The organism is Desulfosarcina sp., from assembly GCF_041551955.1.
GTDB lineage: Bacteria > Desulfobacterota > Desulfobacteria > Desulfobacterales > Desulfosarcinaceae > Desulfosarcina.
Map to the genome: position 1 here is coordinate 1 of NZ_JBFELV010000027.1, position 25,350 is coordinate 25,350.

A 25,350-nucleotide genomic window follows, 5' to 3' on the forward strand; every position below is an offset into this window, starting at 1 on the left:
ATCCGGCGGCTTGGCTGATGGCCGCGCCCATGCAAAGCACCGTATCCACCGCCTTGAGATTCAGCCCCAGGGTGTAGCAGCCGATGTCGCTGGTGTAGATGCCCCGCGGTGCCGCTTTCTTGATGGCAAAAAAGCTGGCCCGGTGAGGGCATCCCGCGCACAGGGTCGGCCGTCGACCGGGGGCTTGGACCAGCGACGGGATTTGGGTGTTCACCCCGGCGAATGAGGCCAGCAGCGCGGTGATCGTTTCTGGAAGGAGTTCGCCCACCCGCGGAACCACCCCGTTCAATTTACCTTTGATGCGGCTGCGGTCGGCCAACTGCATCTCGATGATTGCCGTGGTCTCCTCGAGGACCAGCACCTCGTCATATGCTTCCCCCAAAAGGCGGATAAAGGCAGTGTGCAGCGGAAACGGTTGACGCACCTGATAAAAGGGCAAATCAGGCCACAATTGAAGCGCTTTGAGAGCCTCTGCCGTGTAGGCGGCGGCCACGCCGCAGGCGACCACGGCCCGCCGACCGCCGGCCTCTGGATTGTGTCGAACCGGTTCGGTGTCTTTGTGGTCGGCGATCAGGGCCAGCTTTTCTTCCAACTCCAGGTGAAGCTGGTAGCGGAACTTGGGTGTCGCCGCCCAGCGTGAGGGGTCTTTTTCGAATTTTGGTCTCACTTTCAATGGGCGAATCGTGCCGGGACGCACATCCTGACGAGAGTGGCACACTCGGGTGGTGGGCCGCAGCATCACCGGGGTGTTAAAGGTTTCGGAGAGGAGATAGGCCAAGCTGACCATCTCTTTAGCCTGGCGGGGTGAGTCCGGATCCAGCACGGGGATTTTGGCCATCATGGCCATCATTCGGCTGTCCTGTTCCGTCTGGGACGAGTGCGGTCCGGGGTCGTCGGCACTGATGATCACAAAGCCGCCAGCCGTTCCCATATAGGCCGCACTCATCAGCGGGTCCGATGCTACATTCAGCCCCACCTGTTTCATGCTGACGGCCGTGCGCAGTCCGGCCTGGCAGCCGGCGTAGGCGATTTCGAAGGCTACCTTTTCGTTAATCGCCCATTGGATGTGCATCCTCGCGTCCAGTTGCCTGCCGGTGTCGGCCACCGCGGCGAGAATCTCCGAAGCGGGGGTGCCCGGATAGGCGGTCGCCATGCTGCATCCGTTTTCAATCAAACCGCGGGCAATGGCTTCATTGCCCATCATGAGTAATTTGGTACCAGCCTGTTTCATACCTTCCTCGCATCGAAGACGATGGATAGCTCAAGAATAAAAGATGTCGCTGCTATTACACGGTTGCGGACCAATTGTCGAGGGTGGTTGATGGGGTCGTTGGCGGATCGCGTGCCTATTGGATGCCTATCGGGGTGACCTGCCGATTCCGTTTTTGACGAGACCGCGACTGACAAACGGCAGTGAGCCGCATTTCCTTACTTGACCTGGGCCCGCGGGTGGCGTAGTCTGAGCCTCTTTAAATCCGAGATTGTTTCTATGCGAAGGAACAGTGGCCGTGTTTCAGGACCTGCTGCAATTTGTGTTTGCCGGTGTGACGAGCGGTGCCATTTACGCCCTGATCGCCTTGGGGTTTTGCGTGGTGCACAACACCATCGGCATCGTCAATTTTACCCAGGTGGATTTTGTTTCTTTGGGCGGCATGTTCCTGTTCACCGGCCTGTTTTGGAGCGGACTGCCCATGGCGGTCGCCCTGCCGGGTGCCGTGGGGGCCGTTACCCTGGTGGGGATGGTGGTCGAACGTCTGGGAATCCGGCCATCGCGTTCCCAGAGCCACCTGGTGCTGATTTTTTTGACCATCGGTATCTCGATCATTCTGCGTGGAACCATGAAGCTGGTCTGGGGTAAAAACCGCATGGCCGTCCCTCCGCTGGTGGGCGAGGAGCCGCTTCGCATCGCCGGCGCCGCCATCTTGCCGCAGGCCGTGGCCATCCTGATCATTACCGCCCTCGTCATCGGCCTGCTTGTTCTTTTTTTTCGCGGCACCCGACTGGGCTTGTGCATGCGCGCCGTGGCCTCCAACCAGACAGCCGCCTCTGTGGTGGGTATTCCCGTGGGGCGCGTCAAGGCGGCCAGCTTTGCCCTGGCCGGCGGATTGGGCGGACTGGCCGGCGTGCTGGTAACCCCCATTACAACGTTGAGCTATGACGTCGGCGTTCTGCTGGGGCTCAAGGGTTTCGCTGCAGCTATTTTGGGCGGATTCGGGTCATTCCCCGGCGCCGTGGTGGGAGGGGTGATGTTGGGATTGCTGGAATCCCTGTCGGCCGGATATTGGAGCAGCGCCTACAAGGACGTGTCGGCATTCGTGGTGTTGCTGCTGGTGTTGTTTGTGCGACCAAAAGGACTTCTTGGGAAATGATTGTGTTCATCCAGAATTCACCCCCCTCATCCTGTCCTTCTGCCCGAGGGGCGAGGGGAAGGATCAATAATCAATAATCATTGTTCGTTGATGGAAAACCGAAGTTGTGGCCGTCTCCCTCTATCATTGGGGATGCGCCGCATTTGCTGCATGAGCCAATAAACCACCATGATGACGGCCAAAGACAATCTGTTCTATTTTGTTTACCTGCACCGTACCGGCCTGACCGTTCTGGCCCTGTCCGCGCTGCTGCTGGTCTGGCCGCTGCTGGAAAGCAACCCCTACAACCTTGGCCTGTCCAACCTGATCGCCATTTATACGATCGTGGTGCTGGGTTTGAACCTATTTATCGGTTATGCGGGCCAGATCAGCCTGGGGCACGCCGCTTTTTTTGCCATCGGCGCCTATGGATCGGCCATCGGCACCACCACCCTGGGGGGACCGGCTTGGCCCGTCATGATCATGGTCGCCCTGGCGGCAGCCCTGGTGGCTCTGGCGGTAGGGCTTCCCACGCTCAAACTGAGCGGGCACTACCTGGCCATGGCGACCCTGGGTTTCAACATTGTGGTTTATACCATCCTGGTCCAGTGGGACCATGTTACCGGCGGTCCCAGCGGTTTCTCAGGCATCCCCTATCTCAGCATCGGTTCCGTGGTGTTCGACAACGAAATCTATTTTCACTACCTAGTGTGGACGGTTGCCATGATTTCCCTTCTGCTGTGCCTCAACCTGGTTCGCAGCGGGGTGGGACGCGGCCTGGCTGCTCTTGCGGAAGATGAAACTGCGGCGGCGGCCTTGGGGGTGGACACCCGCCGGTCCAAGATCAAGGTGTTCATCCTGTCGGCTGTGCTGGCTTCGGTGGCCGGCAGTCTGTTTGCCCACTGTTATGCCTTTGTGAGCCCCGATTCATTCAACATTTTCGTCTCCGTGGATTTCGTGATCATGGTGGTGGTGGGCGGCATGGGCTCAATCTGGGGTACCTTGTTCGGTGCGGCCCTGATCACCTTGCTGCCCGAGTGGATCGAGGCCCTGGAATCATATAAAGATATCATTCACGGCCTGATCCTGGTGCTGATTCTGCTCTTTCTGCCTCAGGGGCTGGTCACGGGCATCGTCGACGTGGTGCGGTCCCGTATCGCCTTGAGTCGCCATCATGCTTGAACTTGACAAGGTTAGCAAATGGTTCGGCGGCCTGCCGGCCTTGGTTGAGGTTTCTTTTGGCATGGAACCGGGGCGGGTCACGGCGCTAATCGGACCCAACGGCGCCGGTAAATCGACCCTGATCAACTGCATCAGCGGTGTGGACCGGGCCCAGAGTGGAAGCATCCGGTTGGCCCACCACCCGATTGAAGCAATGCCGGCCCATGAAATTGCTGGCATGGGCGTTGCCCGCACCTTCCAGAACCTGAAGCTGTTTGCCAGGCTGTCTGTGCTGGACAACGTGTTGACCGGCCTGACCGTTGCGGCCGAACGCTCCTTCGCCGTCTCCATGCTGCGTTTGCCGGCCCTGCGCCACCAGGAACGGCAGCTTCGTCTGCGCGCCCTGGAGGCCCTGGATGATTTCGGGCTGGCCGGGAAAGCGAACTGGCCGGCATCGGCGCTGTCCTACGGCGAAAAAAAGCGGGCGGAGATGGCCCGCGCTTTCGTCGGCGATCCCAGGCTGGTGCTGCTGGACGAGCCGGTTGCCGGGTTGAACACGGAAGAAACGGCGCAGATTGCGCGCCACATCCGTCGCCAGCGCAACGCCGGTCACACCATGCTGCTGGTAGAGCACGACATGGAGCTGGTAATGGACGTGGCCGATCAGGTGGTGGTCCTGGACAGCGGACGCTGTATTGCCTGCGGCAAGCCCGAGGCGGTCCGCCGCAACCCGGTGGTTCTGGAGGCCTACCTGGGCCGCATGGAGGCCACGGCCTGACATGAGCGACACCCATTTGCTGGCCATCGAGCAGTTGACTGCCCACTACGGGGCGGCCCAGGCGCTTTTCGGCGTGGATCTGACCATCGATCCGGGCCAGACCGTTGCTCTCGTGGGGGCCAACGGCGCCGGGAAAACCACCCTGCTGAAATGCATCATGGGGCTCATGAAACCGTCGGCAGGGGACGTATTCCTGGAGGGTCGTTCCGTCACCGGCTTTTCGCCGGCGCAGATGGTTCGCCAGGGCCTGGCCCTGACGCCCGAGGGACGCGAAGTCTTCCCGCATCTGACTGTTGCGGAAAACCTGCAGCTGGGTGCAGCCGCATTGAAGACCGGACGAAGGGAAGTCGCCCGGCGTATGCAGGCGGTGTACCTTCGCTTCGGCCGCCTGGCCGAGCGCCGGGACCAGGCGGCGGGGACCCTGTCCGGCGGTGAGCAGCAGATGCTGGCCATGGGACGCGCGTTGATGGCCCAACCGCGCCTGCTGCTGCTGGACGAACCCAGTCTCGGGCTGGCGCCTTTGGTCACCGATGAGATATTTACCATCATTCACCAGCTGGCGCGCGCCGGCGTGACCATCCTGCTGGTGGAGCAGAATGCCGCCCGCGCACTCTCGGCCTCCCACAAAGCCTATTTGATGGCCGGCGGCCGTATCGTCCAGCAGGGGAGCAGTCAAGACCTGCTCGTCGATCCCCGGCTGCGCGCCGCCTTCCTGGGCGCCGCCAGCCAAGAGAAACCAGCGGCCAGCCGGCTGGGTGCAGCCGGCCTGACCAATATTCGTTTGGAGAAACCCGACATGCTTCGACACACATTTATGCCCGACATTCCCGATGGCCAGGCATTGGCCGCCCACCAGCTCAAGGGACTGCAGTGGACCGTCCGCCATGCCTTTGAAGGCTCCAGTTTCTACCGGCAGCGCATGGAGTCGGCCGGGGTCGATCCTGCATCCATCCAGCGCCTGGAAGATCTCAGGCGGATGCCCTTTACCACCGCCGATGATCTGCGCGAGTCCTACCCGTTTCCCCTGCGGGCGGTTCCCTTTGAGCAGATCGTGCGCATTCACGCCAGTTCGGGCACCACCGGCAAGCGTAAAATCATCGGCTACACGCAAAAAGACCTGGACGACTGGACCCACTTCTTTGCGCGCTGCTACGAGATGGCCGGCGTCACCCCCCTGGACCGCGTCCAGATCGCCGTGGGCTATGGCATCTGGACGGCCGGCATGGGCTTTCAGCTGGGCTGCGAGAAGGTCGGCGCCATGGCGGTGCCGGTGGGGCCCGGCAACGTCGACATGCACCTCCAGTTCATGCAGGATCTTCGTTCGACGGTGTTTTGCAGCACCGCCTCCATGGCCCTGCTGATGGCCGAGGAGATTCATCGCCGCGGCATCGCCGATCGGATACATATCCGCAAGATCATCTACGGTTCCGAACGCAGCTCACGGTCCATGCGCCGTAAAATCTCCGAGCTTTTCGGCGGGGCGGAGCTCTTCGACATCACCGGCCTCACCGAACTCTACGGCCCCGGCACCGGCATCGAATGCGCCGATCATGACTGCATTCATTACTGGGGCGACTACTACATCCTGGAAATCATCGATCCGGAAACCTTAATGCCCCTGCCCGACGGCGAGTGGGGCGAAATGGTGGTTACCACATTGAGCAAGGAAGCGGCCCCGTTGATCCGCTACCGCACCCGGGACATCACCCGCATCATTCCCGGCAGCTGTACCTGCAGGTCGGTCATGCCCCGCCACTCGCGTATCAAGGGCCGCAGCGACGACACCATCAAATTCAGGGGGGTCAACATCTACCCGTCCACCATCGATACGATCCTCTCGGCGATTCCCGGGCTGGGCTCCGAATACCAGATCTTTCTGACCCGCGACGGTGATACCGGCAAGGATTACATGAAGCTGGTCATCGAAAGGGGGCAGGCCGTGGATGCAGGCAGGACGGCGGAGCTGGTTCACGAAACGATCTACCAGATGAAAAGGCAGCTGATGGTGTCGGTCGACGTCGAGCTGGCGGACTATTGCCAGCTGCCCCGTACCGAGCGCAAAAGCCAGCGGGTGTTTGATACACGAATTACGGACGAAATCGTCTGATGTTTATTCATAACCGGCGTCTTTCGGTCCATGTCGGCGTTCTCACCCTTTTCAAATCCTCGACGTAGCGCTGCTACGCCTGCGGTTTGAAAAGTGCTGCGGCCTTGACCTGAACCGTAATTCGCTGGTTCTGAACAAACATCTGTTTGCCCGTACCGCAGCCGTGTTTGAAGGATTCGGAAACGATTTTTTCCCACAACAACCGCATTGCAACGGAAAACAAGGAGGAGAAGATGAAGCGAATGAGTCGACTGACGGCGGCGGCCGTCGCCTTGATGCTGATCCTGGCCGGGGGGAGCGCTGCAGCCGAAGAACCCATCAAGATCGGTGCCTTTTTTGACCTCTCCGGTCCGGCGGCCTTCATCGGCACGCCCACCCGGCTGGTCGCCGACATGGTGGTGGATAAAATCAACAAGGAGGGTGGCGTCAACGGCAGGCCCATCGAATTGATCATCGGCGACACGGAAGGTGATCCAGCCAAGGCCGTCAACATCGCCAAGAAGTTTATCTATAAGGACAAGGTGGCCGCCATCATCGGCCCCACGCGCACCGGCACCGGCATGGCGGTCAAAAAAATCATTCACGGCGGGCAGGTGCCGACGTTCATGACCGTGGGCGGCGACCCGGTGATCATGGGGGGAGAGAAACTGGGCCCCTTCGACTGGGTATTTAAATCGCCCCAGCGCTCGTCGGTGGCCGTCAAGCGCCTCTATATGTACCTCAAAGACAAGGGCCTGGTCAAAATCGCCCTGCTGACTGCATCGGACGGGTTCGGCAAAGACGGCGTGCGCTGGCTGACCACGCTGGCGCCCGAGTTCGGCATCGAGGTGGTTGCCCAGGAAGCCTTCGGCCCCAAGGACACCGACATGACCGCCCAGTTGACCAATGCCAAAAATGCCGGCCCCATGGCGCTGGTGGTCTGGACCATCGGCCCGGCGGGATCGATCGTCTCCAAGAACAAAAAACAGATAGGCATCGAACTGCCCTTGTTTCAATGTCACGGCCTGCCCGATCCCAAGTACATCGAACTGGCCGGAAACGCTGCCGAGGGTGACCGTATGCCGGCTACGAAATTGATGGTTGTGGATGCGCTGCCCGACAGCGATCCCCAGAAGCCGGTTATCGAGGAGTTCGTCCGGCTCTATTCGGAAGGCTACGGCTACGACAAGCAGTTTCCCATCAACACGCATTCCGGATATGCCTGGGATGCCATCATGATCGTGGCCAACGCCATGAAGCAGGCCGGCACCCAGGCCGACGACCTGCGTGCGGCCATCGAGCGGACCACGAGCTATGTGGGCGTTTCCGGTGTCTACAACCTTACCCCGGAAGACCACAACGGACTGGACGTGGATTCCATGGTTGTCGTGCAGGTCAAGGACGGCAAGTTCGTTTTGGCTGATTAGCGCCTGTCCGGCAGTGGTTTTCTCGCCCCATCTATAGGCTGGCCGCTAACCCACCCCGCAGGAGTGTCCAGTCGATGGTGTCCACTTCCGTTTCACGTTGGGCCGCAAAATTGAGCCGGGCGTTGGTGAGCTGTCAGGCGGGCCGGGTCTCTTTTTTCAAGTGCAGTTCAAACCGTTCCACCAGCAGGGAGCAGGCCAGGCAGATCACGAAGTAGATGGCCAGGATCGTGATCCATACCTCGAAGGTGAGAAAAGTGGCGGCCATGAGTTCCATGCCCTGAAAGGTCAGCTCCTGGATCGAGATCACCGAGACGATGGCTGAATCCTTGATGGTGGAGATGAACTGGCCGGCCAGGGGCGGCATAATTCTGCGAAGGGCCTGGGGGAAGATGATGTAGCGCAGCTGCTGGGTGCGGGTGAAGCCGAGTCCGGATGAGGCCTCCCATTGGCCCTTGTCGATGGACTGGATGCCGGCCCTGATGATCTCGGTGATGTAGGCCCCTTCGTAAACCGCCAAAGCCACGGCACCGGAGATGAAAATCGGCATCCGGGAGGGCTCGGCCATGAGCAGTCGCATGACCCCGGACAGCGGACCACCGTCCATGAATGTCGCCCGGTTGATGCCGATGGCGGGCAGGAGGCGGTCGCCGATGAAATAATAGAAAATAAATATCCACACCAGCACCGGGATGTTGCGGATCAGCTCCACGTAGCCGGTCCCGATCATGCGGCGGTAGCGGCTGCAGCTGGTCCTGAACAGCCCCATGACGGTGCCGATAATCAGAGCCAATATCGTGGCCCAGATGCTCAGGCGCAGGGTGACCAGTACTCCCTGGAGGATCAGGCCGGGTACCCAGCGGCCGCTTTGTGCATCCAGGCGCAGCAGGTATTGGGGCATGGCCTGCCAGTTCCAGCTGTACTGGGCCTGCACGGTGGCCTGGTAAAGCAGCCACACCACTGCGGCCCCGACCCCGGTCAGCAGGATCAGGTCCGTTGTGGTGATTCTAATCTTTTTTCCGCTCACTGGATCTGTGGTTCCCAGTCTTTGGTCTCAAACCAATAGGTTTTGCGCGCTTTCAGCCAGCCCTCGGCAGCCACGTACCCGATCCAGTTGTTGAAGTAGTTCAGGGTGTCTACATCCCCCTTGCGCACGGCAAAGCCAATCGGCTCGCGCGTAAATGTGCCCTCGATGGGCAGAAAAAGCCTGTCCGGGTACTTGATAGCCTGAAAGGCGGGCGTGGGCGCCGAACCGACTACGGCATGCACGCGTCCGTTGATCACTTCCTGGTAAGCCTGGGCTTCGTCGTCGAACATGCGGATTTCGGCATTGGGCAGGTATTTTTTGGTGGCTGTGACTGCCGTGGAGCCCAGGCGGGCTGCAATGATGATATCGGGTTTGTTGAATGCCTCGATGCCCGTCATGCCGGCGGCCATCTTCTTGCTGGCCACAATGGACATGCCTGTAAAATCATAGGGGTCGGTGAAGTTGACCTTCAGATTGCGACTGGGCAGAATGCCCATGCCGCCGATAATGACGTCGAACTTGCCGGTGAGCAGCGCCGGGATGATTCCGGACCACTTGGTGGGAATGAATTCGACCTTGACACCCATGTCCTCGGCCAGACGGGTGGCCACGTCGATTTCAAAACCGATGAGCTTGCCGGTTTTGTCTTTCATGGCCCAGGGCACAAAGGTGGACATGCCCACCCGCAGCACCCCGCGTTGGATCACCTGTTCCACGACACTGTCCGAACTGTCGGCGGCCATGGCGCCAGGGATGCCGACCAGAGTGAAAACCAGAACGGCCAGGAAAAGCAACCGGGTCACACGTGTCACGATTCTCATACACACACTCCTTTCCTCGATTAAATTGATTTTCAGCACCACAACAAACCTTCTCAGCCTGTCAGCGCCAGCCGTTTTTTCATGGCCTGGGTGGCCAATGACAAGGAGAGGGTCAATATCAGGTAAATGACTGCGATGGTAAACCAAAGTTCAAACACCAGATAGGTCTCAGCGATAATCTCCTGGCCCTTCATGGTCAGATCGTAGATGGCGATGGTACTGACCAATGCCGAGTCTTTGATTAAAGAGACGGCCTGGCTGACCAGTGGCGGGGTCATGTGCCGAAGGGCTTGGGGCAAAACGATGTGCCGGTAGGTGCGATACCGGCCGAGCCCAATGCTTTTGGCCGCCTCCCATTGTTCCTGGGGAACAGCCAGGATGCCCGCTCGGATGATCTCCGACGCATAGGCACCTTCGAACAGGCTCAACGCCAGGACAGCCGATGCAAAGCGGCTGAGATCCACCATAGGCGAAAATACGAAGTAGATGAAAAAAAGCTGCACCAACAGCGGGGTGTTGCGGATCAACTCCAGATAGGCCCTGGCTATGGCGCGGGCGGCAAAGGCCCCGGACAATCGGCAGACCGCCGTAATCAGCCCAAGCAGACTGGAGAGAACCAAAGAGATGGCAGAAACCTGAAGCGTCACCACCAACCCCTTGAGCAGGGGGCCGGCGATAAAACGGCCTTCCGAGAAGGTATACAGATACCGGGGGACCCGATACCACTGCCAATTGTACCCCAATTCCGAACCGCCTGCATAGACGAGCCAGACGAATAGGCCGGCGGTGGCAATTACCCGGAACCAGTCGAAGGCGAATTTCTTCCAGTCAGGACGGACGCTTTCGCCTGGCCTGAGATAATCACAAGTGTTCATAGATAAAGGACAAACCGTATTCGTCGAATGGATGTTGGCAACCGAGGCGAACCATGACCGCCTGCTGGCTTTTGTCTCTTCTCACCACGATATACCCACTCTTGTAAATTGGCTTCGTATAATTCGCCCATTAACATGTGCCATTTTGCACAAAAAGCAAGTTTTTGCAGGTGAGGAGTTATGATTGAATGCCAAGAAAGTAACAAATTCCCTCATCTTGAAGAATCTGTTTCATGTATTACTATTTTATTGGTACACAAATGTATCGTTCTTCAAATTGCGAACACTGAGGTCGACAACGCTGACGAAAGCGTGTGATGAATGCAATCCCAGCAAAGCGGTGGCTGAGCCGTAACTATTTCAAACTAAACAATTTTTTTGATTTTAGCGATCAGTTTGGCCTGCGGGCGGTATTGGCATGCTTCTGGCTTAATATTAGTCGAACAGATTCAGATTCACAACCGTTAATCCGACCGGCCGGGTGCCGGCGCATTGAAACATTCAGGAGTGCCGATATGATGAACCTTGAAGAGATCAAACGCAACACGGATCTGGTTAACTCCATCGACTGGGAAATGACCCCCGAAGAGGCCGTTCGCCTTTACCTGGAATGGGGTAACAACTGGACTCGTGGAAATTACGTGATTCGTTCGAAAGATGATGTGTCTCACTATTTTGTGGTTAATACGTGGAAAGAGGAGCCGGTGATCTATTTTATCCGCCGGAACAGTGACGAAGCGGTGGAACTGGCTGAAATCAGGATGCCCAATGACTTGAAAAAACGCTACCTGCACTCCTTGGGCCGGCACAAAGGCGTATGGGCGATTGAGGGCGAGGTCAAGTCCTGGCTCAAGCAAAAGCTCGATGTGCATTAAAAAGGGGTGTTGAAGACGTCAGGAATTAGAAAGGGTAGCGCAACCTTTACCGTAAGCGGGATTTCTGAGGGAATCGAACGATCACATTGAGCTGAATTTAGTTCTGGTTAGCCAAGCGCAAGCGTTTCTGATCAGTCTGCTTGGCCTGTGGCCAACGGTGTCGGTTTTTGAGACCGGTGTTTTTTTTAAGAGCACCGGTCTTTTTGCATGGTTGCATCTGAAGATTCGGTGCACTGGCCCGGAAAACAGCGTACATGGGTATAGGCGCCTTGATTGGGCGGACGATGTTTTTTTAGCCCGCTTTGGATTTCAATCAAAGGCGCTGCCCGGTTTGAGCCCCAGCGGTTTGAGAATTTTCGCCAGCGGACAGAATCCTGTGAAGCTGGACTGCAGCAGGTTGGCGCCGACAAAAGCGGTGAACCAGAGCCAATGGATGCTGTGAACCTGAGACAGAAGCAGGGAAATCAGGATCATCGATCCGGCAAAAGCGAGAATCATTCGGTCAATGTTCATTTTATACCTCCTGAAGCGGGTTTGATGATTGGTCTTTTTGGGCTATAGAGTGCCGTTGGCACTGAATTGTTACAATTTATTTAAAGACCACTGGACACCGGAGCCAATGGGATCCGTTACCAAAAAAACCAATGGCATGTTAGTTGCTTTTTTAGTATGTTCGTGCGCATCCATAGATTTAATAGCGAACCGGTTTTTCCGCAAGCAAAAGTTAATAACCGTTTATTTCATTCCGTTCCATCGCTTATCATTTTCTGAATCAAGGGGGTAACATGAATTTCAATTCCTTCGAAGAGATCCTCGATTTTGCCATTGAAAGGGAAATACAGGCGGTCAGTTTTTACCAGAAACTGGTCGACAGGGAAACCTTTCCAGCATCCAAACAGACCCTTGCCGAGTTTGTCGAAGAGGAGAGAAAACACCAGGTTCTGTTAGAGGAATTCAAGAAGGGCAATCGCTCCGTGGTGGAGTACGATTACGTGTGGATTCCGGACATCAAACGCAGCGATTACATCGTGGACATGAAGTACGAACCCGGAATGGACTTTGCCGAAATTCTCCGGCTGGCCATGAAGCGTGAGGAAAAGGCCCTGCGACTATACAACGCCCTGGCCACTAAAACCGACGATGCGGACTGCATCAAACTCTTCAAAATGCTGGCCCAGGAAGAGGCCAAGCATAAACAGACGTTTGAAACCCTATACGACGACCACATGGCCCAGTTGGGAGATTGATGGCAAGGCGCCTTATCGTAGAATGCCTCTGTGTGCCTTCGGCCATTCTGATATGGGCGGCTTTCGGACGGACGGCCCGCGTTTCGGAGGGGTGTGATGATTGAATATGTTTCCCAGTTCAACCCTATGACCCAGGCCCTGCTGGCCACCTTGTTTACCTGGGGAGTAACGTCTTTAGGCGCCGCCATCGTCGTCTTCACCAAACGGGTCAGCCCGCTGCTGATGGACACCTCCTTAGGGTTTGCCGGTGGTGTGATGATTGCCGCCAGCTATTGGTCCCTATTGGCTCCGGCCATCGAAATGGCGGAGGAAGCCGGTATGATTCCATGGCTGCCGGCAGCCGTCGGCTTTTTAGGCGGCGCCCTGTTCATGCGTCTGGTGGATATGCTGCTGCCCCACTTACATCTGGGGTATCCCATCAGCGAAGCCGAAGGACCCAAGACTTCCTGGCAGCGATCGACGCTGCTGGTGACGGCTATCACACTGCACAACATCCCGGAGGGGCTGGCGGTCGGCGTTGCGTTCGGTGCTGCGGCGTCTGGCGTGGGATCGGCCACCGTGGGGGCTGCCGTGGCCCTGGCCGTCGGCATCGGCCTGCAGAATTTCCCCGAGGGCATGGCGGTGTCGCTTCCACTGAGACGCGAGGGCATGTCCCGGGGCAAAGCCCTTTGGTATGGCCAGTTATCCGGTATGGTGGAACCGGTGGCCGGCGTGTTGGGGGCGGCGGCGGTCATGTTCTTCTACCCGATCCTTCCCTATGCCCTCTCCTTTGCCGCCGGGGCCATGATTTTCGTTGTGATCGAAGAGGTGATTCCCGAATCCCAGCGGGGCAACAATGGAGACATCGCCAGTATCGGCACCGTGCTGGGCTTTACCACCATGATGATTCTGGATGTGGCTCTGGGTTAAACTGCAGGGACGCTTATTAAAAACTTCAACGTCTTTCGGGAGAAACTATGCTGCCTCAAATCAAAAATATTCTCTATGCCACCGACCTGTCTGAAAATGCACGCTACGCCTACAATTATGCCGCCAGCCTGGGGCAGCAGTACGGGGCGCGCATCACCATTTTGCATGTCATCGAAAAACTTACCGCGGAAACCTTTCTGCAGATTCATGGATATGTGGGCGAGGAGAAATGGAAAAAGCTTCAGGAGGAAAAGCAGGCCGACTTCATATCGACCATTAAGGGCCGACTGAGTAACTTCTGCGATGAAATCAGCAACGAGATCGATGCCTGTACCTTTCAGGTGGACAAGATTATCGTCAAGGAGGGCATCGCCGCCGACGAGATCCTACATCAGGCCGATTTAAATGATGCGGACCTCATCATCATGGGCACCCGGGGGTTCGGCATGTTCAAGGAAGCGCTCATGGGCGGAACGGCCCGTCGGGTCGTGAGAAGAAGCACCATCCCGGTGATGGTGGTCAGACTGCCTGAAAAAACATAGCTTTCAGATCCTGCCGGTGTTCCAACAGAAGGGCCATATAGTCGGCTTCCAGACGGATCATCGGCCGGTCATTTTTGCGCATCCATTCGCTGAGCCAGGCAAAGCGGATGGCCAGCATCAGGTCCGGCAGGGTGTCCCAGCTTTCGTCGGAAAAGATGTTCGATCGTCTCAGCCGGCTGACCAGGCGCTCCACAAAAGGACCGCCCAGGCTCTGCGGATCTTCCATTCCCAGGCATCCCAGCAGGTTCGCCAGATCGTAAATTTCGGGTTTCATGCCGCAAAACTCCCAGTCGATGACTGCACGAATGGATTGATGTCCCCATATGATGTTGATGGGATGCACGTCTCCGTGGCAAAATTCCATGGGAAGCTGATCGACGATTGGAAACAGGTGGCTTTCCAGGTGCGCCATAAACGGCCGATAGCGTTCGGCAATTGCCGGGGCCCGGCCGGACAGCGTGGTAAACAGGTTCAGGGTGTAGGCGGGGATGGAAAACGACGATGGATCCTGACCTAGTGGGGATTGCCTGCCGACGGTGATCAACCGGATGAGAAAATCGGCTGCCGCATCACCCCGCCAGCCGTCCATGGCGTAGGCGGGCCGGTCCAGAACGACGCCACCCACGTAAGGGCTCAATTGCCACAGACCGTGGTTGATCAGATGGACGAATTCGCCGCCGGCATCCGGTAGGTAAGCGGCAACCTGCTTCATGCCCCGGTCGGACAGCTGCTGAAGAATTTCGGCTATCCGACGTTTGGCGCCGTATACCTTCGAGGGGATCCGCTCCAATACAAACAGCCGACCGTCGCCGGTTTCTACCACGCTGCGCCATGCGGTGCGTTCCGGGCTGCCGGCAAGGGAGAGATCCGCACGCAGGCGGGCGAAGGCGATGTCCCATTTTCGGGAGATGGCCGATAGCAGGTCTGTTTGGCTGAACTGAGTTTGCACGACGGTTAGATCTGTTGGACCGGCTGGTGTCGAGGATTAGTCAGGGAGTGTCTCACAGGCTTTCGGGTCTGTCCGGCAGGAGGTTTCACGGCTTTTTTCAGCCAGGCGAACCCGGCGCCGGGCCTGGGCCTGGCGGTTGCGCCGCCGATCTTCATCGGTTTCCAGGATCAGCGGGGGAACCGGACGGGGACGGAACCGGTCGTCCAGGGCCACAAAGGTCAGGTAGGCCGATGCCGTATGCCGGATTTCGCCGGTTTTCAGGTCTTCGGTCTCCACCCTTACGCCGATTTCCATGGACGAGCTGCCCACCAGGTTCATGCTGGCCTTGAGGCTGAGCAGGTTGCCGATGAAGGCTGGGTTGTGAAAGTCCAGGCGGTCGATCGAAGCGGTGACCACATTGCAGCGAGTATGCCGCAGGGCCACCACCCCGGCGGCGTCATCGATGTGCTTCATGACGACGCCGCCGTGGACGATGCCTGCCGGGTTGGTGTCCTGGGGCAGCATCATGTGGCACATGGTCACCCGGCTGTATCCCGCCGTTTTGGGCGGGAGCGGAGCCCCGGTCTTCGAATACCCGGTCATTATTTTTTCCAGTAGGGATCGATGATATCTTCGAACACGGCCAAGGCCGCCTCGGAACCATAGCCCGCGGCGGTGACGATTTGTTTGAAGCCCCCAGTCACGTCTCCGGCAGCGTAGATGCCCGGGATATTCGTACGGAAGCGGTCTTGTTTGATGAAACCGTCTTGGGTTAGTTCCAGGCCTACCTTTTTGGCCAGATCCACGGCCGGATCGTAGCCGATGGCCATGAATACCCCGTCGGCAGCTTGGGCGCCCGTCTGTCCGGTAGCGTTGTTGAGCAAGATCACTTCCGAAACCCGATTCTCGCCTCGGATCTCCGTGACCTCGGTGTTGAACAGGATTGGGATCTGGTTGTCGATCAACTGCTTGACCAGAACATCCTGAGCCTTGAGGCGATCTCGCCGGTGGACCAGTGTTACGTCCACCCCTACGTTTTTGAGGTACAGGGCCTCGGTGGCCGCGCTGTTGCCGCCGCCGACCAAGAAGACCCGTTTGCCCTTGAACAGTGGCCCGTCACAGGTGGCGCAGTAGCTGACCCCACGGCCGGAAAAACGTTGCTCTCCCGGAACGCCCAGGTGCCGATGGGATGCGCCGGTGGAAAAGAGTACAGCCTGGGTTTTGAACTTCCTGCGCGAGGTCTGGACAATGTGCGGTTCGCCGGGGATGATGTCCACCACCTCTTCACCGGGAAAGATCTGCACGTATTCCAATGCGTGGGTGACCATGATGTCCACCAGGGTCTTGCCGCCCACCTCCTTCATGCCGGGATAGTTTTCCACCACCGGGGTCAGGGCTACCTGTCCGCCCAGGACACCTTTTTCGACGACTACGGATTTGAGGCCGCTGCGGGCCGCATAGATGCCGGCAGTCAGGCCGGCCGGGCCGCCGCCGATGATCACCAACTGGCATTCCACCTCCTCCGCGTCGCTTTCGGGGATGAAGATGGTCTGCTGGGCCATCTTGTCCAGAGAGGTCATAAACAGCTCTTCGGTCTGGGCGCCCATGGCGGTGAGTACATCGTTGGCAAAGGTCTGGGGCACCGAGTGGGCGCCGTACTGGTCGGCCAGGTCGGCGTTGGCCTGGATGTCGATGATTTCCAGGGAAACCACCTCCGGCCTCGCCACGGCAGCCTTGAGGGCATTCAACGCCTGCTGGGGGCAGTAGGGGCAGGATGCGCTGACGAAGACTTTCACCTGACGGGGCTGATCGATCTTTTTCAGGACGGCCATGGCCGCCTCGTTGAGGTCGCTTTTGCCGGTGCCGATGCGCAGCAGGACTTCCAGGAAGATGCGGCCCTCCTCACCCAATGGCGCGCCCAGCCAGCGGACGTTATAGCGATCCGGATCGAAAACCAGCGTGGGCGAGTGGTCGATGCCCATTTGTCTGGCCTTTTCATGGGTTAGGTCGAATTCCCGCAGAACGATCTTGTCGGTCAACTGTCTGAAAAAACGCAGCGCCTGCCGGGCGGCGTCGTTGAAGACGTCGTTTTTGCCCACCTGGGTGAACAGGAAGACGGGTATTTCATGTTTAAGCCCGCTGAGAATTCGGGTCAGCTCCATCTGGACCTGACGCATCTGCGCTTCGTCAATATCGTGTGCCTGATTCATTGCAATCGTCTCCTTATCATTCCAATTCACATTCAATCACTACCGGTGGCGGCTGCATGGTCGGCGCGGTATCTATTGCAAAGTGGAATCAGTCTCTGAAGACCAGCTTGCCGCCATACCATCCGGCCGTGCTCGCCGCTCCCAGCATAATAAGGTTGATCATGAAAAAGGCAACCCGGGAGGGTTGGGGGGTGGTGACCACCTCAGGGTTGACCAGCAGCCAGATGAAAAGAAACCAGGCGGTGACCGTGACGATGATGCCGCAGGCGATCTTGACGATGAAAATATCCGTGATGGCACCGTTGAAGCGGTTTTGCCAGTCCACCCATCCTAAAAACAGGACCAGCGGCATGGACAGGGCGACGGCGCCCAGGTTGTAGGTGGCAGCGGTGGTCATCCCTTTGATGCTGAACAGGGCCGAAAGGATTAAAAAAAGGATGGTAACGGGCAGTAGACCATTGGGAATATGGACCGAAATGGGATGCCCGTGGTATTTGGTCATCATTTCGAACAGCTGGCGGTGGGGTGAATCCTGAAATGGCGAAACCGGCTCGGGTTCTGCCGTTTTGGCCGCTGCCGCCGATGGGGATATTTTCGATGAATCCGGCGCCGGTTGGGTTTCGGGAGCGGCGGACGGAGCCGGCTTCGGCGCTGGGGCCGAAGGTTCGGTGACTTCAATGAACTGGCTTTTTGGGGCCCCGCAGACCGGGCATTTCTCCGGGGGTTCATCGCCGGTGTGAATGTAGCCGCAGACCAAGCATTTCCATTTTTTCATCTTTTGTGTCGAGCCTCGTGCTAAGGGTTGGGTAAATCTGGGGGAAGTTATCGCTCATCCATGGGGACGAACGCGCATTCGTCGGGTCCGCAGTAGTCGCCGACATAGTCGGACTCCGGCCGGTACAAGGTTGGTTTTGCCGCGGCCCCGCCGAACTGCTCCTCGATCACATGCGCCGACCATCCGGCGATGCGGGAGATGGCGAAGATGGGAGAAAACAGATCCACGGCGATGCCCATATAGTAGTAAAGGGAGGCGCTGTAGAAATCGACGTTGACGAAAATATCCCTGCCTTTTTTCTTTTTAAAGGCGGCCTTGCCCTTGACCTCCAGGGCTTTGGACAGATCGTACCAGCGGGTGTCTCCCGACCGTTTCCCAAGGGTTAGGCACATCGGTTCGAGAATGCGCGCCCGGGGGTCGTCCACCTGATAGACGGCATGGCCCAGTCCCATGATTACACCGCCGGTGTCGAGGATCTTGGTGACGTAATCGTCGACCTTGTCCACCTCGCCGATCTCCAGCAGCATCTGCATCACCCGCGTGTTGGCGCCGCCGTGAAGAGGGCCTGAGAGAGAGCCGACGGCGGCGGCCACCGCCGCGTAAATATGGGCTTTGGTCGAGGCCACTTCCCGAGCGGCAAAGGTGGAGGCATTGAAGGAGTGTTCGGCATGGAGCACCAGGCCGGTGTCCATAAAGCCGGCCAGTTCGTCGTCGGGCACCTCACCGTTGAGCATGTACAGGAAGTTGGCTGCCTGGCCGAGGCTGGGGTCAGGGGCGACAGGGGCCTTGCCGTTGCGAATCCGGTCCCAGGCCGCCACGACGGTGGCGAACCTGGCAATCAGGCGAACGGCCATACGGGTGGTGCTGTCGATGTCCGTTTTGCGGATGTCCGGGTCAACGTTCGCCATCATGGGGACGGTGGCCTGGAGCACATCCATGGGCAGCGAGTCTTTGGGCATGGCCTTCATGGCAGTGAGAATTTCCTCGGGCACCGCCCGCTGTTCGGCGATCTGCTGCTTGAAGTCCGCCAATGCTTTCTTGTCAGGCAGCCGTTCGAACAGCAGCAGGTAGACCACTTCTTCGAATGAAATTTTACCAGCCAGGTCCTTGACCCGGTACCCCCGGTAGACTAGTTTGCCTTCGGAACCTTTGACATCGCTGATTTTCGTACTGGCGATGGTTACGCCCCTTAATCCTGTGTTTAGAACTGGTTTACACGCTTCCATGGGCCACCTCTTTTTTGGTCTGGGGTGAAAGGTCAATCGTTACGGCATGTCGGGAGGAATATCCCACCTATCAAAGACTCAATAGATTCAAATTGTATGCCAGGCGGCAATGCCGGTAGCTGCGGGTGGACATCACCCGCAAGCGGTTCCTTTTCCGATGCGGCCGGCGGGTGTTGAGGGCAATTGAGTTGCGGGTCGGCATCGGAACCATGTACCCGTATTGTCTCATGCTTTGTGTGACACAGGTTTGTATCATAGTACAACCATTTGGAATGAATAGGATATTACGCGTATCGGATCCGGCCTAGCTGGCCGCTTGCTGCTGGTTTTGTTGCCTGGAGCAATGGGGACACAACCCGGTGAATTCCAGGTTGTGGCCAATGATCTCAAATACGGTAGTCCCGTAGAGATCATCTTCCAGTTCGTTGAGCGGTGCGATGGGCGCATCATCAACGCGACCACAGCATACGCAGCGGATATGGTAGTGTTTTTTGGGAATGCCGTCGAACCGTTTCATGGCGCCGGAGAGCTCCAGGCGTTGGATCTCTCCCAATTCGCAAAGCACATCGAGGTTCCGATAAACAGTGCCCAAACTGATCCTGGGCAGTCGCTTCCGGACCCGCTCGTAAATTTCATCGGCGGCCGGGTGGTTGTTGGTCCTGCGGATCTCTTCCAAAATGACTCGCCGCTGTCGGGTCATCCTTGTTTTTTTATCGATTTCCACGCCCATGATCTCCGGAAAAAGGTCTGCCCTTTTCCTAAGATGAAATCGAGCATATGTCAAGGGTACCCGTCTGCCGTTCAAGCGCGATCACCGCTAACTGCCGCTCCTTCTCATTCAGGGCCGGAAAGGATTCACAGCTTGCGGTTCCATCTAATACGTGTCAAAGTGGATATCCAAAAAATTAATAGGCAAAGCCGACCATCAAAATGCGCGTCTGCGCAAGGCAATGTGTCACTGTGGTATGAATTTTGCTGTCTGGCATAGGCGAACTAATGGCTGCGGGCGGCGGACCCTGTTGCATAACACCGCGATCCGGCTCCTCCTTCTGGAACGATGTCACCTCGATTACCGATTTGACCGGACGTTTTATCCGGTTTATTTTTATTAAACTTGCACCCTGGGTGCCACTACCAAGGTTACTCGATGAATACCATACACCTGAAAAAGGGATTTTCGATCAGGATTGCCGGAGCCCCCGAAAGGCACCTTCACCGGCTGGATACGCCCCCCCAAGTGGGCATGGTTCCCGAACAGATCCCTTTTATCAAACCCCGGCTGCTGGTTGAGGAAGGAGATTCGGTGTCCATCGGTACTCCGCTTTTCGAGGACAAACGCGATACGCGCATTCGTTTCCTTTCTCCCGGCGGGGGCCGGGTGAGGCGCATCGTGTTCGGTCCGCGGCGGACCATCCGACAGATTGTCGTTGCGGTGGACAAGGACGAACCATGTGAGGCTTTTGATGTGCCGACGGCCGGGCAACTGGATGCAACCCCGCGGCAGGCATTGGTGGACACCCTGCTCGCCGGCGGGATGTGGCCTTTTTTCAAAACACTGCCCTTTATGGATTTGGCTGACCCCGACATCGTACCACCGTCCATTATCGTGCGTCTGGGCAACGACGAGCCCTTTGGGCCTGACCCCGTGGTATATCTCAAAGACAAGGAAGACCGCTTTGGTTTAGGTTTGAAGGTGCTGGGCAAGCTTTGCGACCGGGTGGTGGTCAACCTTACCGGCGACGAGTCGATTTTGTCGGTTCTGCCCGATAAGGCTGTGATTCAGCGATATGCCGGGTGCTATCCGGCTGGCAATCCCAGTGTCCAGCTTTACCGCATCCGCACCGGACCGGAGCAGAACCGGGCCTGGTTCATCGATGGTCAGGATGTGGTTCTGATGGGCGACTTTTTACGCACCGGTCGCTATCCCGTGCAACGCGTGATGACGGTGGGCGGCAGTCTCGCCCCCGCCGCCCAACATATAGCGACCCGGGCCGGCGTGCCGTTGCGGCTGTTGTGCAATGGCGGCCTGGCGGGCGAGCCGACAGCCCGAACCATCGTGGGGGGCGTGTTCACCGGGTTTGCCAGCAGCCCCGACGGCTTCATGGGATTTTATCAGAATGCGCTGAATCTTATCGATGACGGCGACCGGGTAGAACCCTTCGGTTTTATTCGTCCGGGCGCCAACAAGCCCAGCTACTCCACGGCCTTTCTGTCCGCCTTCCGTCGCAAGCCCTTTCCCATGGATTGCGGGCAGCACGGGGAGGTGCGGGCCTGCGTCAACTGCGGCACCTGTGCCCGGATCTGCCCGGTGGACATCCTGCCCCAGTTCACCATGAAGTGCCTGGTAGCCGACGAGATGGAAGAGGCTCTCGCCCATGGTCTGCTCGACTGTGCCGAGTGCGGGTTGTGTACCTATGCCTGTCCTTCCAAGATTCAATTGCGCGAAGTGCTTCAAGCTGCCAAGGCTCAATACTACAAGGAAATTTCTTGAACTGCGGAAGGCATCGGCGGGGATGACCCACCGCCAGAGAATGAAAAATGATGAAAGCGCTAAAACGTTTATTCGACACCACCCGGCCTCACTTCGAATCCGGTGGACGCTTAGAGAAACTGCACCCCCTGTTCGATGCCATCGAAACGGTAGCCTTCACCCCTGCGCTGACCACGCGTTCTGACACCCATGTGCGCGACAGCCTGGACCTGAAGCGCTACATGACCTTCGTGATCCTTGCGCTCATGCCGCCCTTCTTCTTCGGCATATACAATACCGGCTACCAAAGCCACCTGGCGTCGGGGTTGAGTTTGGACTTCGTCCCCGTAATGATACAAGGTGCCGGGGTGGTGCTGCCCATGCTGATGGTCTCCTATGGCGTGGGGCTGTTTTGGGAGGTGCTGTTCGCTTCGATTCGCAAGCACAATATCAGCGAGGGCTTTCTGGTGACCGGCCTGCTGTTTCCCATGACCCTGCCGCCGACCACACCCCTGTGGCAGGTGGCCGTGGGCATCTCCTTTGGCGTAGTGATCGGCAAGGAAATTTTCGGCGGTACGGGCAGGAACATTCTCAACCCGGCCTTGACGGCCCGGGCGTTCATCTTTTTCGCTTACCCGGCAAACATGTCCGGCGACCGGGTCTGGACCCTGGTCGAGCAAAGCGGCCGGCAGGCCGTGGACGCCGTAACGGCGGCCACTCCGCTGGCCCTGCTGCCTCTGGCGTCTGCCGGCGAGTCGGCTTCCCGGATTCTGGGTGATGCCGGCTACACCTTCCAGCGACTCTTTATCGGCAACATCCCCGGCAGCGTCTGCGAGACGTCGGCCCTGATGTGCCTGCTCGGTGCCATTTTCCTGGTGCTGACGGGGGTAGGCAATTACCGGAATATGCTCGGCGGCGTTCTCGGTGTGCTGGCAGTAGCCTATCCCGGCTATTTGATCTACCTCTCGTCCGGTGGCCAGACAGCCACCATGTTTTCCGTGCATCCGGTCTGGCACCTGGTCATGGGCAGTTTTGCCTTCGGCATCGTTTACATGGCAACCGATCCGGTATCCGGGCCGGGCATGAACCTCTCTCGGTGGATATACGGTTTCGCCATCGGTGCCTTGACCGTGATGATCCGGGTGTTCAACCCGGCCTACCCGGAAGGGGTGATGCTGGCCATCTTGTTCATGAATCTTTTTGCCCCACTGATGGACCATTTCGTGATCAAGGCGCGGCTGAGAAAAAGGGTGCCCAATGTCTGATCAAATAAAATCGATTTTCTTCACCGTTACGATTGCCCTGGTGTGCAGCTTGCTGCTTACCGGCGCCGCCACCGGCCTCAAGGAACGGAAATTGCGCAATGTGGCCGTTGACCGGCAGAAAAACATTTTAAAGTCCGTGGGACTTTTCGATTCCGATCAGCAAGCCACCGTTGCCCAGATCGAGCAGTTGTATCAGGCCAGCATCCGCTGTGATGCAATGGATGGCGCCGGCCGGATTGTCCCTGGCGATTCAGGCGCAGAGGAGCTGCCGGTCTGCTTCTACGTCAAGGACAACCAGCCGGCCGCCTACATCTTACCGGTGGACTCCCGCGGTCTGTGGGGCAGGATCCGCGGCTACATGGCCATCCAAAGAGACGGCAAGACCGTGGCTGGATTTTCCGTTTACAGCCACAACGAGACCCCCGGACTGGGCGGCGAGATCGAAAAGCCATGGTTCCAGGATAATTTCGTCGGCAAGCGAATCGTAGACGAAACCGGAGCATTTGCTGCCGTGGGTATCGCCAAGGGCAAGGTGGCCGACACCATCGCTGCGGATCGGCAGGCCAATTATGTGGACGGGATTTCCGGTGCCACGCTCACCGGCAAGTTCCTCACCGGTGGTCTCGAGGAGGTCCTGCTGGACTACGAACCCCTGTCCGAACAGTTCCGGTCCGGCTCGGTCTCCCTGCCGGCTGGCGGCTGAGGAGAGTAGCTGGTCAGCCGGTAAGCTTGTATGACAAAATGGTTTTTCGTCCTTTTCGCTCAACAGCTCTAATCAATTAGGGTGAGACCCATAACCGCCAACAGGTGAATCCATTGCCATGAAACTAACCCAAACAACCACATTCCGGGCCTTTTCCGAACCGGTGGCCAAGAACAACCCGGTCTTCATCCAGAGCCTGGGAATCTGCTCGGCCCTGGCCGTTACGGTGCAGCTCAATACCGCCATCGTGATGGCCCTGGCCATGACCTTTGTCACGGCGTTTTCCAGCCTGACCATTTCGGCCATGCGCAACGTGATTCCCAGGAACGTGCGCATGATCGTGGAGCTGTCCGTGATTGCCTCGCTGGTGATCCTCGCCGACGAGGTGCTGCGGGCTTTTTTTTACGATATCAGCAAACAGCTTTCCGTGTTTGTCGGCCTGATTATCACCAACTGCATCGTCATGGGGCGGGCGGAAACGTATGCCCTGGGCAACCCGCCGCTCCAGTCATTTATGGACGGGCTGGGCAACGGCGCCGGCTATGGCGTGGTACTGGTGACCGTGGCCTTTATCCGGGAGCTGCTCGGCGCCGGCAAGCTCTTCGGATTTTCAGTGGTCCCCCAGGCCTTTTACGACCACGGATACATGAACATGGGATTCATGCAGTTGGCGCCGGCGGCGTTTATCATTATCGGGTTGCTGGTGTGGCTGCAAAAAAGCCTCATGAAGGAATGATGCAGATGGAAAACCTGATCGGTTTGTTTCTCAATTCGGTGTTCGTGGGCAACATCCTGCTCTCTTATTTTCTGGGGATGTGCTCTTTTGTGGCGGTATCCAAGAACATGGACACGGCCATCGGTTTGGGTTTTGCCGTGGTGTTCGTGCTCTCCATCACCGCGCCGGTGAACTGGCTGGTCTTCAAGTACCTGCTTTCACCCGGGGCCTTGCACTGGGCCGGCCTGACGTCCATCGACCTGAGTTTTTTAAAATTCATCACCTTCATCGCTGTAATTGCTGCCATCGTGCAGATGGTGGAGATGGTGATCGACCGCTATTCGCCGACGTTGTATATGGCGCTGGGGGTCTTCCTGCCGCTGATCGCGGTCAATTGCGCTATTTTGGGCGCGTCCCTGTTTATGGTGGAGCGCGATTACACCTTCATCGAAACGGTGGTCTTCGGTTTCGGTTCGGGTGTAGGCTGGCTCATGGCCATCGTCTCCATGGCCGCCATCCGGATCAAGATGCGCTACGCCAACGTACCCGAAGGCCTGGAAGGGTTCGGCATCACCATGATCATGACCGGGCTGATGGCCATGGGGTTTATGCTGTTCTCGGGGATCACCCTATAAAAAACAAATCACAATAGCCAAAAACTAAATGACAAACAAATCACAATAACTAAAATTCAAAATTCCAAACCGTTATGATCATGAAGACAAATACATGCCAATCATCAATATTGGAGAAAAACAACTAACCGCCCATAGTTGGTTTTGGCTCTTTTTTGAGATTTGGATATTGTAAGTTGGAATTTATTTGAGATTTGTTTTTTGTTGTTTAAAACTGATTAGTTGGAATTAATTGATCTGGTTTGTCCGTGTTAGGCAGTCGTCATAAAGAGGAGAATCTGTTGATATATCTTACAGCAACCGCTGTTTTTGTCTCGGTGATCCTGATTC

Annotated in this window: 25 protein-coding genes; 14 read left to right on the top strand and 11 right to left on the bottom strand. The window is 57.6% G+C overall.

The annotated features are described in order from the left end of the window. A partial coding sequence (locus ABYV26_RS03810) for an indolepyruvate oxidoreductase (RefSeq protein ID WP_372678318.1) occupies window positions 1-1,231 on the bottom strand: 1,231 nt, incomplete at its 3' end. A gap of 277 nt (window positions 1,232-1,508) precedes the next feature. On the opposite strand from ABYV26_RS03810, the gene ABYV26_RS03815 reads away from it, so the two are divergent. From ABYV26_RS03815 to ABYV26_RS03835, 5 genes are all read left to right on the top strand, one after another. Then, the gene (locus tag ABYV26_RS03815; protein WP_372678320.1) at window positions 1,509-2,369 is read left to right on the top strand and encodes a branched-chain amino acid ABC transporter permease; all 861 of its coding nucleotides are present in this window, start codon (window positions 1,509-1,511) and stop codon (window positions 2,367-2,369) included. A gap of 168 nt (window positions 2,370-2,537) precedes the next feature. Continuing rightward, on the top strand, window positions 2,538-3,530 hold the full coding sequence (locus tag ABYV26_RS03820) for a branched-chain amino acid ABC transporter permease (protein ID WP_372678322.1): 993 nt from the start codon (window positions 2,538-2,540) through the stop codon (window positions 3,528-3,530). Continuing rightward, the gene (locus ABYV26_RS03825) at window positions 3,523-4,287 is read left to right on the top strand and encodes an ABC transporter ATP-binding protein (protein WP_372678324.1); all 765 of its coding nucleotides are present in this window, start codon (window positions 3,523-3,525) and stop codon (window positions 4,285-4,287) included. Before ABYV26_RS03820 ends, ABYV26_RS03825 begins: the two co-directional genes overlap by 8 nt. 1 nt (window position 4,288) lies before the next feature. Continuing rightward, on the top strand, window positions 4,289-6,394 hold the full coding sequence (locus ABYV26_RS03830) for an ATP-binding cassette domain-containing protein (protein ID WP_372678325.1): 2,106 nt from the start codon (window positions 4,289-4,291) through the stop codon (window positions 6,392-6,394). A 233-nt stretch (window positions 6,395-6,627) separates the two neighbouring features. Further along, window positions 6,628-7,800 (top strand): ABC transporter substrate-binding protein, encoded by a 1,173-nt coding sequence (locus ABYV26_RS03835; RefSeq protein WP_372678327.1) that lies wholly within the window; start codon window positions 6,628-6,630, stop codon window positions 7,798-7,800. Between the two features lie 133 nt (window positions 7,801-7,933). Here ABYV26_RS03835 and ABYV26_RS03840 read toward each other — a convergent pair whose 3' ends face one another. The 3 genes from ABYV26_RS03840 to ABYV26_RS03850 are packed head-to-tail and all read right to left on the bottom strand — an operon-like array spanning window position 7,934 to window position 10,520. Beyond that, a complete protein-coding gene (locus tag ABYV26_RS03840) occupies window positions 7,934-8,824 on the bottom strand; it encodes an amino acid ABC transporter permease (RefSeq protein WP_372678329.1) in 891 nt (296 codons plus the stop codon). After that, window positions 8,821-9,645 (bottom strand): transporter substrate-binding domain-containing protein, encoded by an 825-nt coding sequence (locus ABYV26_RS03845; protein WP_372678330.1) that lies wholly within the window; start codon window positions 9,643-9,645, stop codon window positions 8,821-8,823. The genes ABYV26_RS03840 and ABYV26_RS03845 overlap by 4 nt, the downstream gene beginning before the upstream one ends. 53 nt (window positions 9,646-9,698) lie before the next feature. Continuing rightward, a complete protein-coding gene (locus ABYV26_RS03850; RefSeq protein ID WP_372678332.1) occupies window positions 9,699-10,520 on the bottom strand; it encodes an amino acid ABC transporter permease in 822 nt (273 codons plus the stop codon). A 515-nt stretch (window positions 10,521-11,035) separates the two neighbouring features. Between ABYV26_RS03850 and ABYV26_RS03855 the strand changes: the two genes are divergently transcribed. Then, window positions 11,036-11,395, top strand: coding sequence for a DVU0772 family protein (locus tag ABYV26_RS03855; RefSeq protein WP_372678334.1), 360 nt, complete (start codon window positions 11,036-11,038; stop codon window positions 11,393-11,395). 309 nt (window positions 11,396-11,704) lie between these two features. Here ABYV26_RS03855 and ABYV26_RS03860 read toward each other — a convergent pair whose 3' ends face one another. Next, window positions 11,705-11,908 (bottom strand): DUF2892 domain-containing protein, encoded by a 204-nt coding sequence (locus tag ABYV26_RS03860; RefSeq protein WP_372678335.1) that lies wholly within the window; start codon window positions 11,906-11,908, stop codon window positions 11,705-11,707. A 272-nt stretch (window positions 11,909-12,180) separates the two neighbouring features. Between ABYV26_RS03860 and ABYV26_RS03865 the strand changes: the two genes are divergently transcribed. The 3 genes from ABYV26_RS03865 to ABYV26_RS03875 all read left to right on the top strand — a co-directional run bounded on the left by ABYV26_RS03865 (window position 12,181) and on the right by ABYV26_RS03875 (window position 14,093). Beyond that, a complete protein-coding gene (locus ABYV26_RS03865) occupies window positions 12,181-12,642 on the top strand; it encodes a ferritin family protein (RefSeq protein ID WP_372678337.1) in 462 nt (153 codons plus the stop codon). Between the two features lie 96 nt (window positions 12,643-12,738). Continuing rightward, window positions 12,739-13,551, top strand: a complete 813-nt coding sequence (locus ABYV26_RS03870; protein WP_372678339.1) for a ZIP family metal transporter — start codon at window positions 12,739-12,741, stop codon at window positions 13,549-13,551. A 47-nt stretch (window positions 13,552-13,598) separates the two neighbouring features. Next, window positions 13,599-14,093, top strand: coding sequence for a universal stress protein (locus ABYV26_RS03875; protein WP_372678341.1), 495 nt, complete (start codon window positions 13,599-13,601; stop codon window positions 14,091-14,093). Here the strand turns inward: ABYV26_RS03875 and ABYV26_RS03880 are convergent. The 6 genes from ABYV26_RS03880 to ABYV26_RS03905 all read right to left on the bottom strand — a co-directional run bounded on the left by ABYV26_RS03880 (window position 14,071) and on the right by ABYV26_RS03905 (window position 19,956). After that, the gene (locus ABYV26_RS03880) at window positions 14,071-15,042 is read right to left on the bottom strand and encodes a phosphotransferase enzyme family protein (RefSeq protein WP_372678343.1); all 972 of its coding nucleotides are present in this window, start codon (window positions 15,040-15,042) and stop codon (window positions 14,071-14,073) included. The two genes, ABYV26_RS03875 and ABYV26_RS03880, sit on opposite strands and share 23 nt — an antisense overlap. Before the next feature lie 36 nt (window positions 15,043-15,078). Continuing rightward, a complete protein-coding gene (locus ABYV26_RS03885; protein WP_372678344.1) occupies window positions 15,079-15,624 on the bottom strand; it encodes an acyl-CoA thioesterase in 546 nt (181 codons plus the stop codon). Continuing rightward, window positions 15,624-17,231, bottom strand: a complete 1,608-nt coding sequence (locus tag ABYV26_RS03890) for an FAD-dependent oxidoreductase (RefSeq protein ID WP_372678346.1) — start codon at window positions 17,229-17,231, stop codon at window positions 15,624-15,626. Before ABYV26_RS03890 ends, ABYV26_RS03885 begins: the two co-directional genes overlap by 1 nt. Window positions 17,232-17,319: 88 nt before the next feature. After that, window positions 17,320-18,006, bottom strand: coding sequence for a rubredoxin-like domain-containing protein (locus ABYV26_RS03895; protein ID WP_372678348.1), 687 nt, complete (start codon window positions 18,004-18,006; stop codon window positions 17,320-17,322). A gap of 47 nt (window positions 18,007-18,053) precedes the next feature. Next, window positions 18,054-19,232, bottom strand: a complete 1,179-nt coding sequence (locus ABYV26_RS03900; protein ID WP_372678350.1) for a citrate/2-methylcitrate synthase — start codon at window positions 19,230-19,232, stop codon at window positions 18,054-18,056. A gap of 304 nt (window positions 19,233-19,536) precedes the next feature. Then, a complete protein-coding gene (locus ABYV26_RS03905; RefSeq protein WP_372678352.1) occupies window positions 19,537-19,956 on the bottom strand; it encodes a transcriptional repressor in 420 nt (139 codons plus the stop codon). Window positions 19,957-20,379: 423 nt separating this feature from the next. Here ABYV26_RS03905 and ABYV26_RS03910 point away from each other — a divergent pair, with 423 nt between their 5' ends. From ABYV26_RS03910 to nqrE, 5 genes are all read left to right on the top strand, one after another. Continuing rightward, on the top strand, window positions 20,380-21,723 hold the full coding sequence (locus tag ABYV26_RS03910) for a 4Fe-4S dicluster domain-containing protein (protein WP_372678355.1): 1,344 nt from the start codon (window positions 20,380-20,382) through the stop codon (window positions 21,721-21,723). A 47-nt stretch (window positions 21,724-21,770) separates the two neighbouring features. Next, on the top strand, window positions 21,771-22,967 hold the full coding sequence (locus ABYV26_RS03915) for an NADH:ubiquinone reductase (Na(+)-transporting) subunit B (protein ID WP_372678357.1): 1,197 nt from the start codon (window positions 21,771-21,773) through the stop codon (window positions 22,965-22,967). Next, window positions 22,960-23,670 (top strand): FMN-binding protein, encoded by a 711-nt coding sequence (locus tag ABYV26_RS03920; protein WP_372678358.1) that lies wholly within the window; start codon window positions 22,960-22,962, stop codon window positions 23,668-23,670. Before ABYV26_RS03915 ends, ABYV26_RS03920 begins: the two co-directional genes overlap by 8 nt. A 118-nt stretch (window positions 23,671-23,788) precedes the next feature. Then, window positions 23,789-24,406, top strand: a complete 618-nt coding sequence (locus tag ABYV26_RS03925; protein WP_372678360.1) for an NADH:ubiquinone reductase (Na(+)-transporting) subunit D — start codon at window positions 23,789-23,791, stop codon at window positions 24,404-24,406. 5 nt (window positions 24,407-24,411) lie between these two features. Further along, complete coding sequence (nqrE, locus tag ABYV26_RS03930) at window positions 24,412-25,020, top strand: NADH:ubiquinone reductase (Na(+)-transporting) subunit E (RefSeq protein ID WP_372678362.1); 609 nt, start codon at window positions 24,412-24,414, stop codon at window positions 25,018-25,020. Window positions 25,021-25,350: the final 330 nt, after the last annotated feature.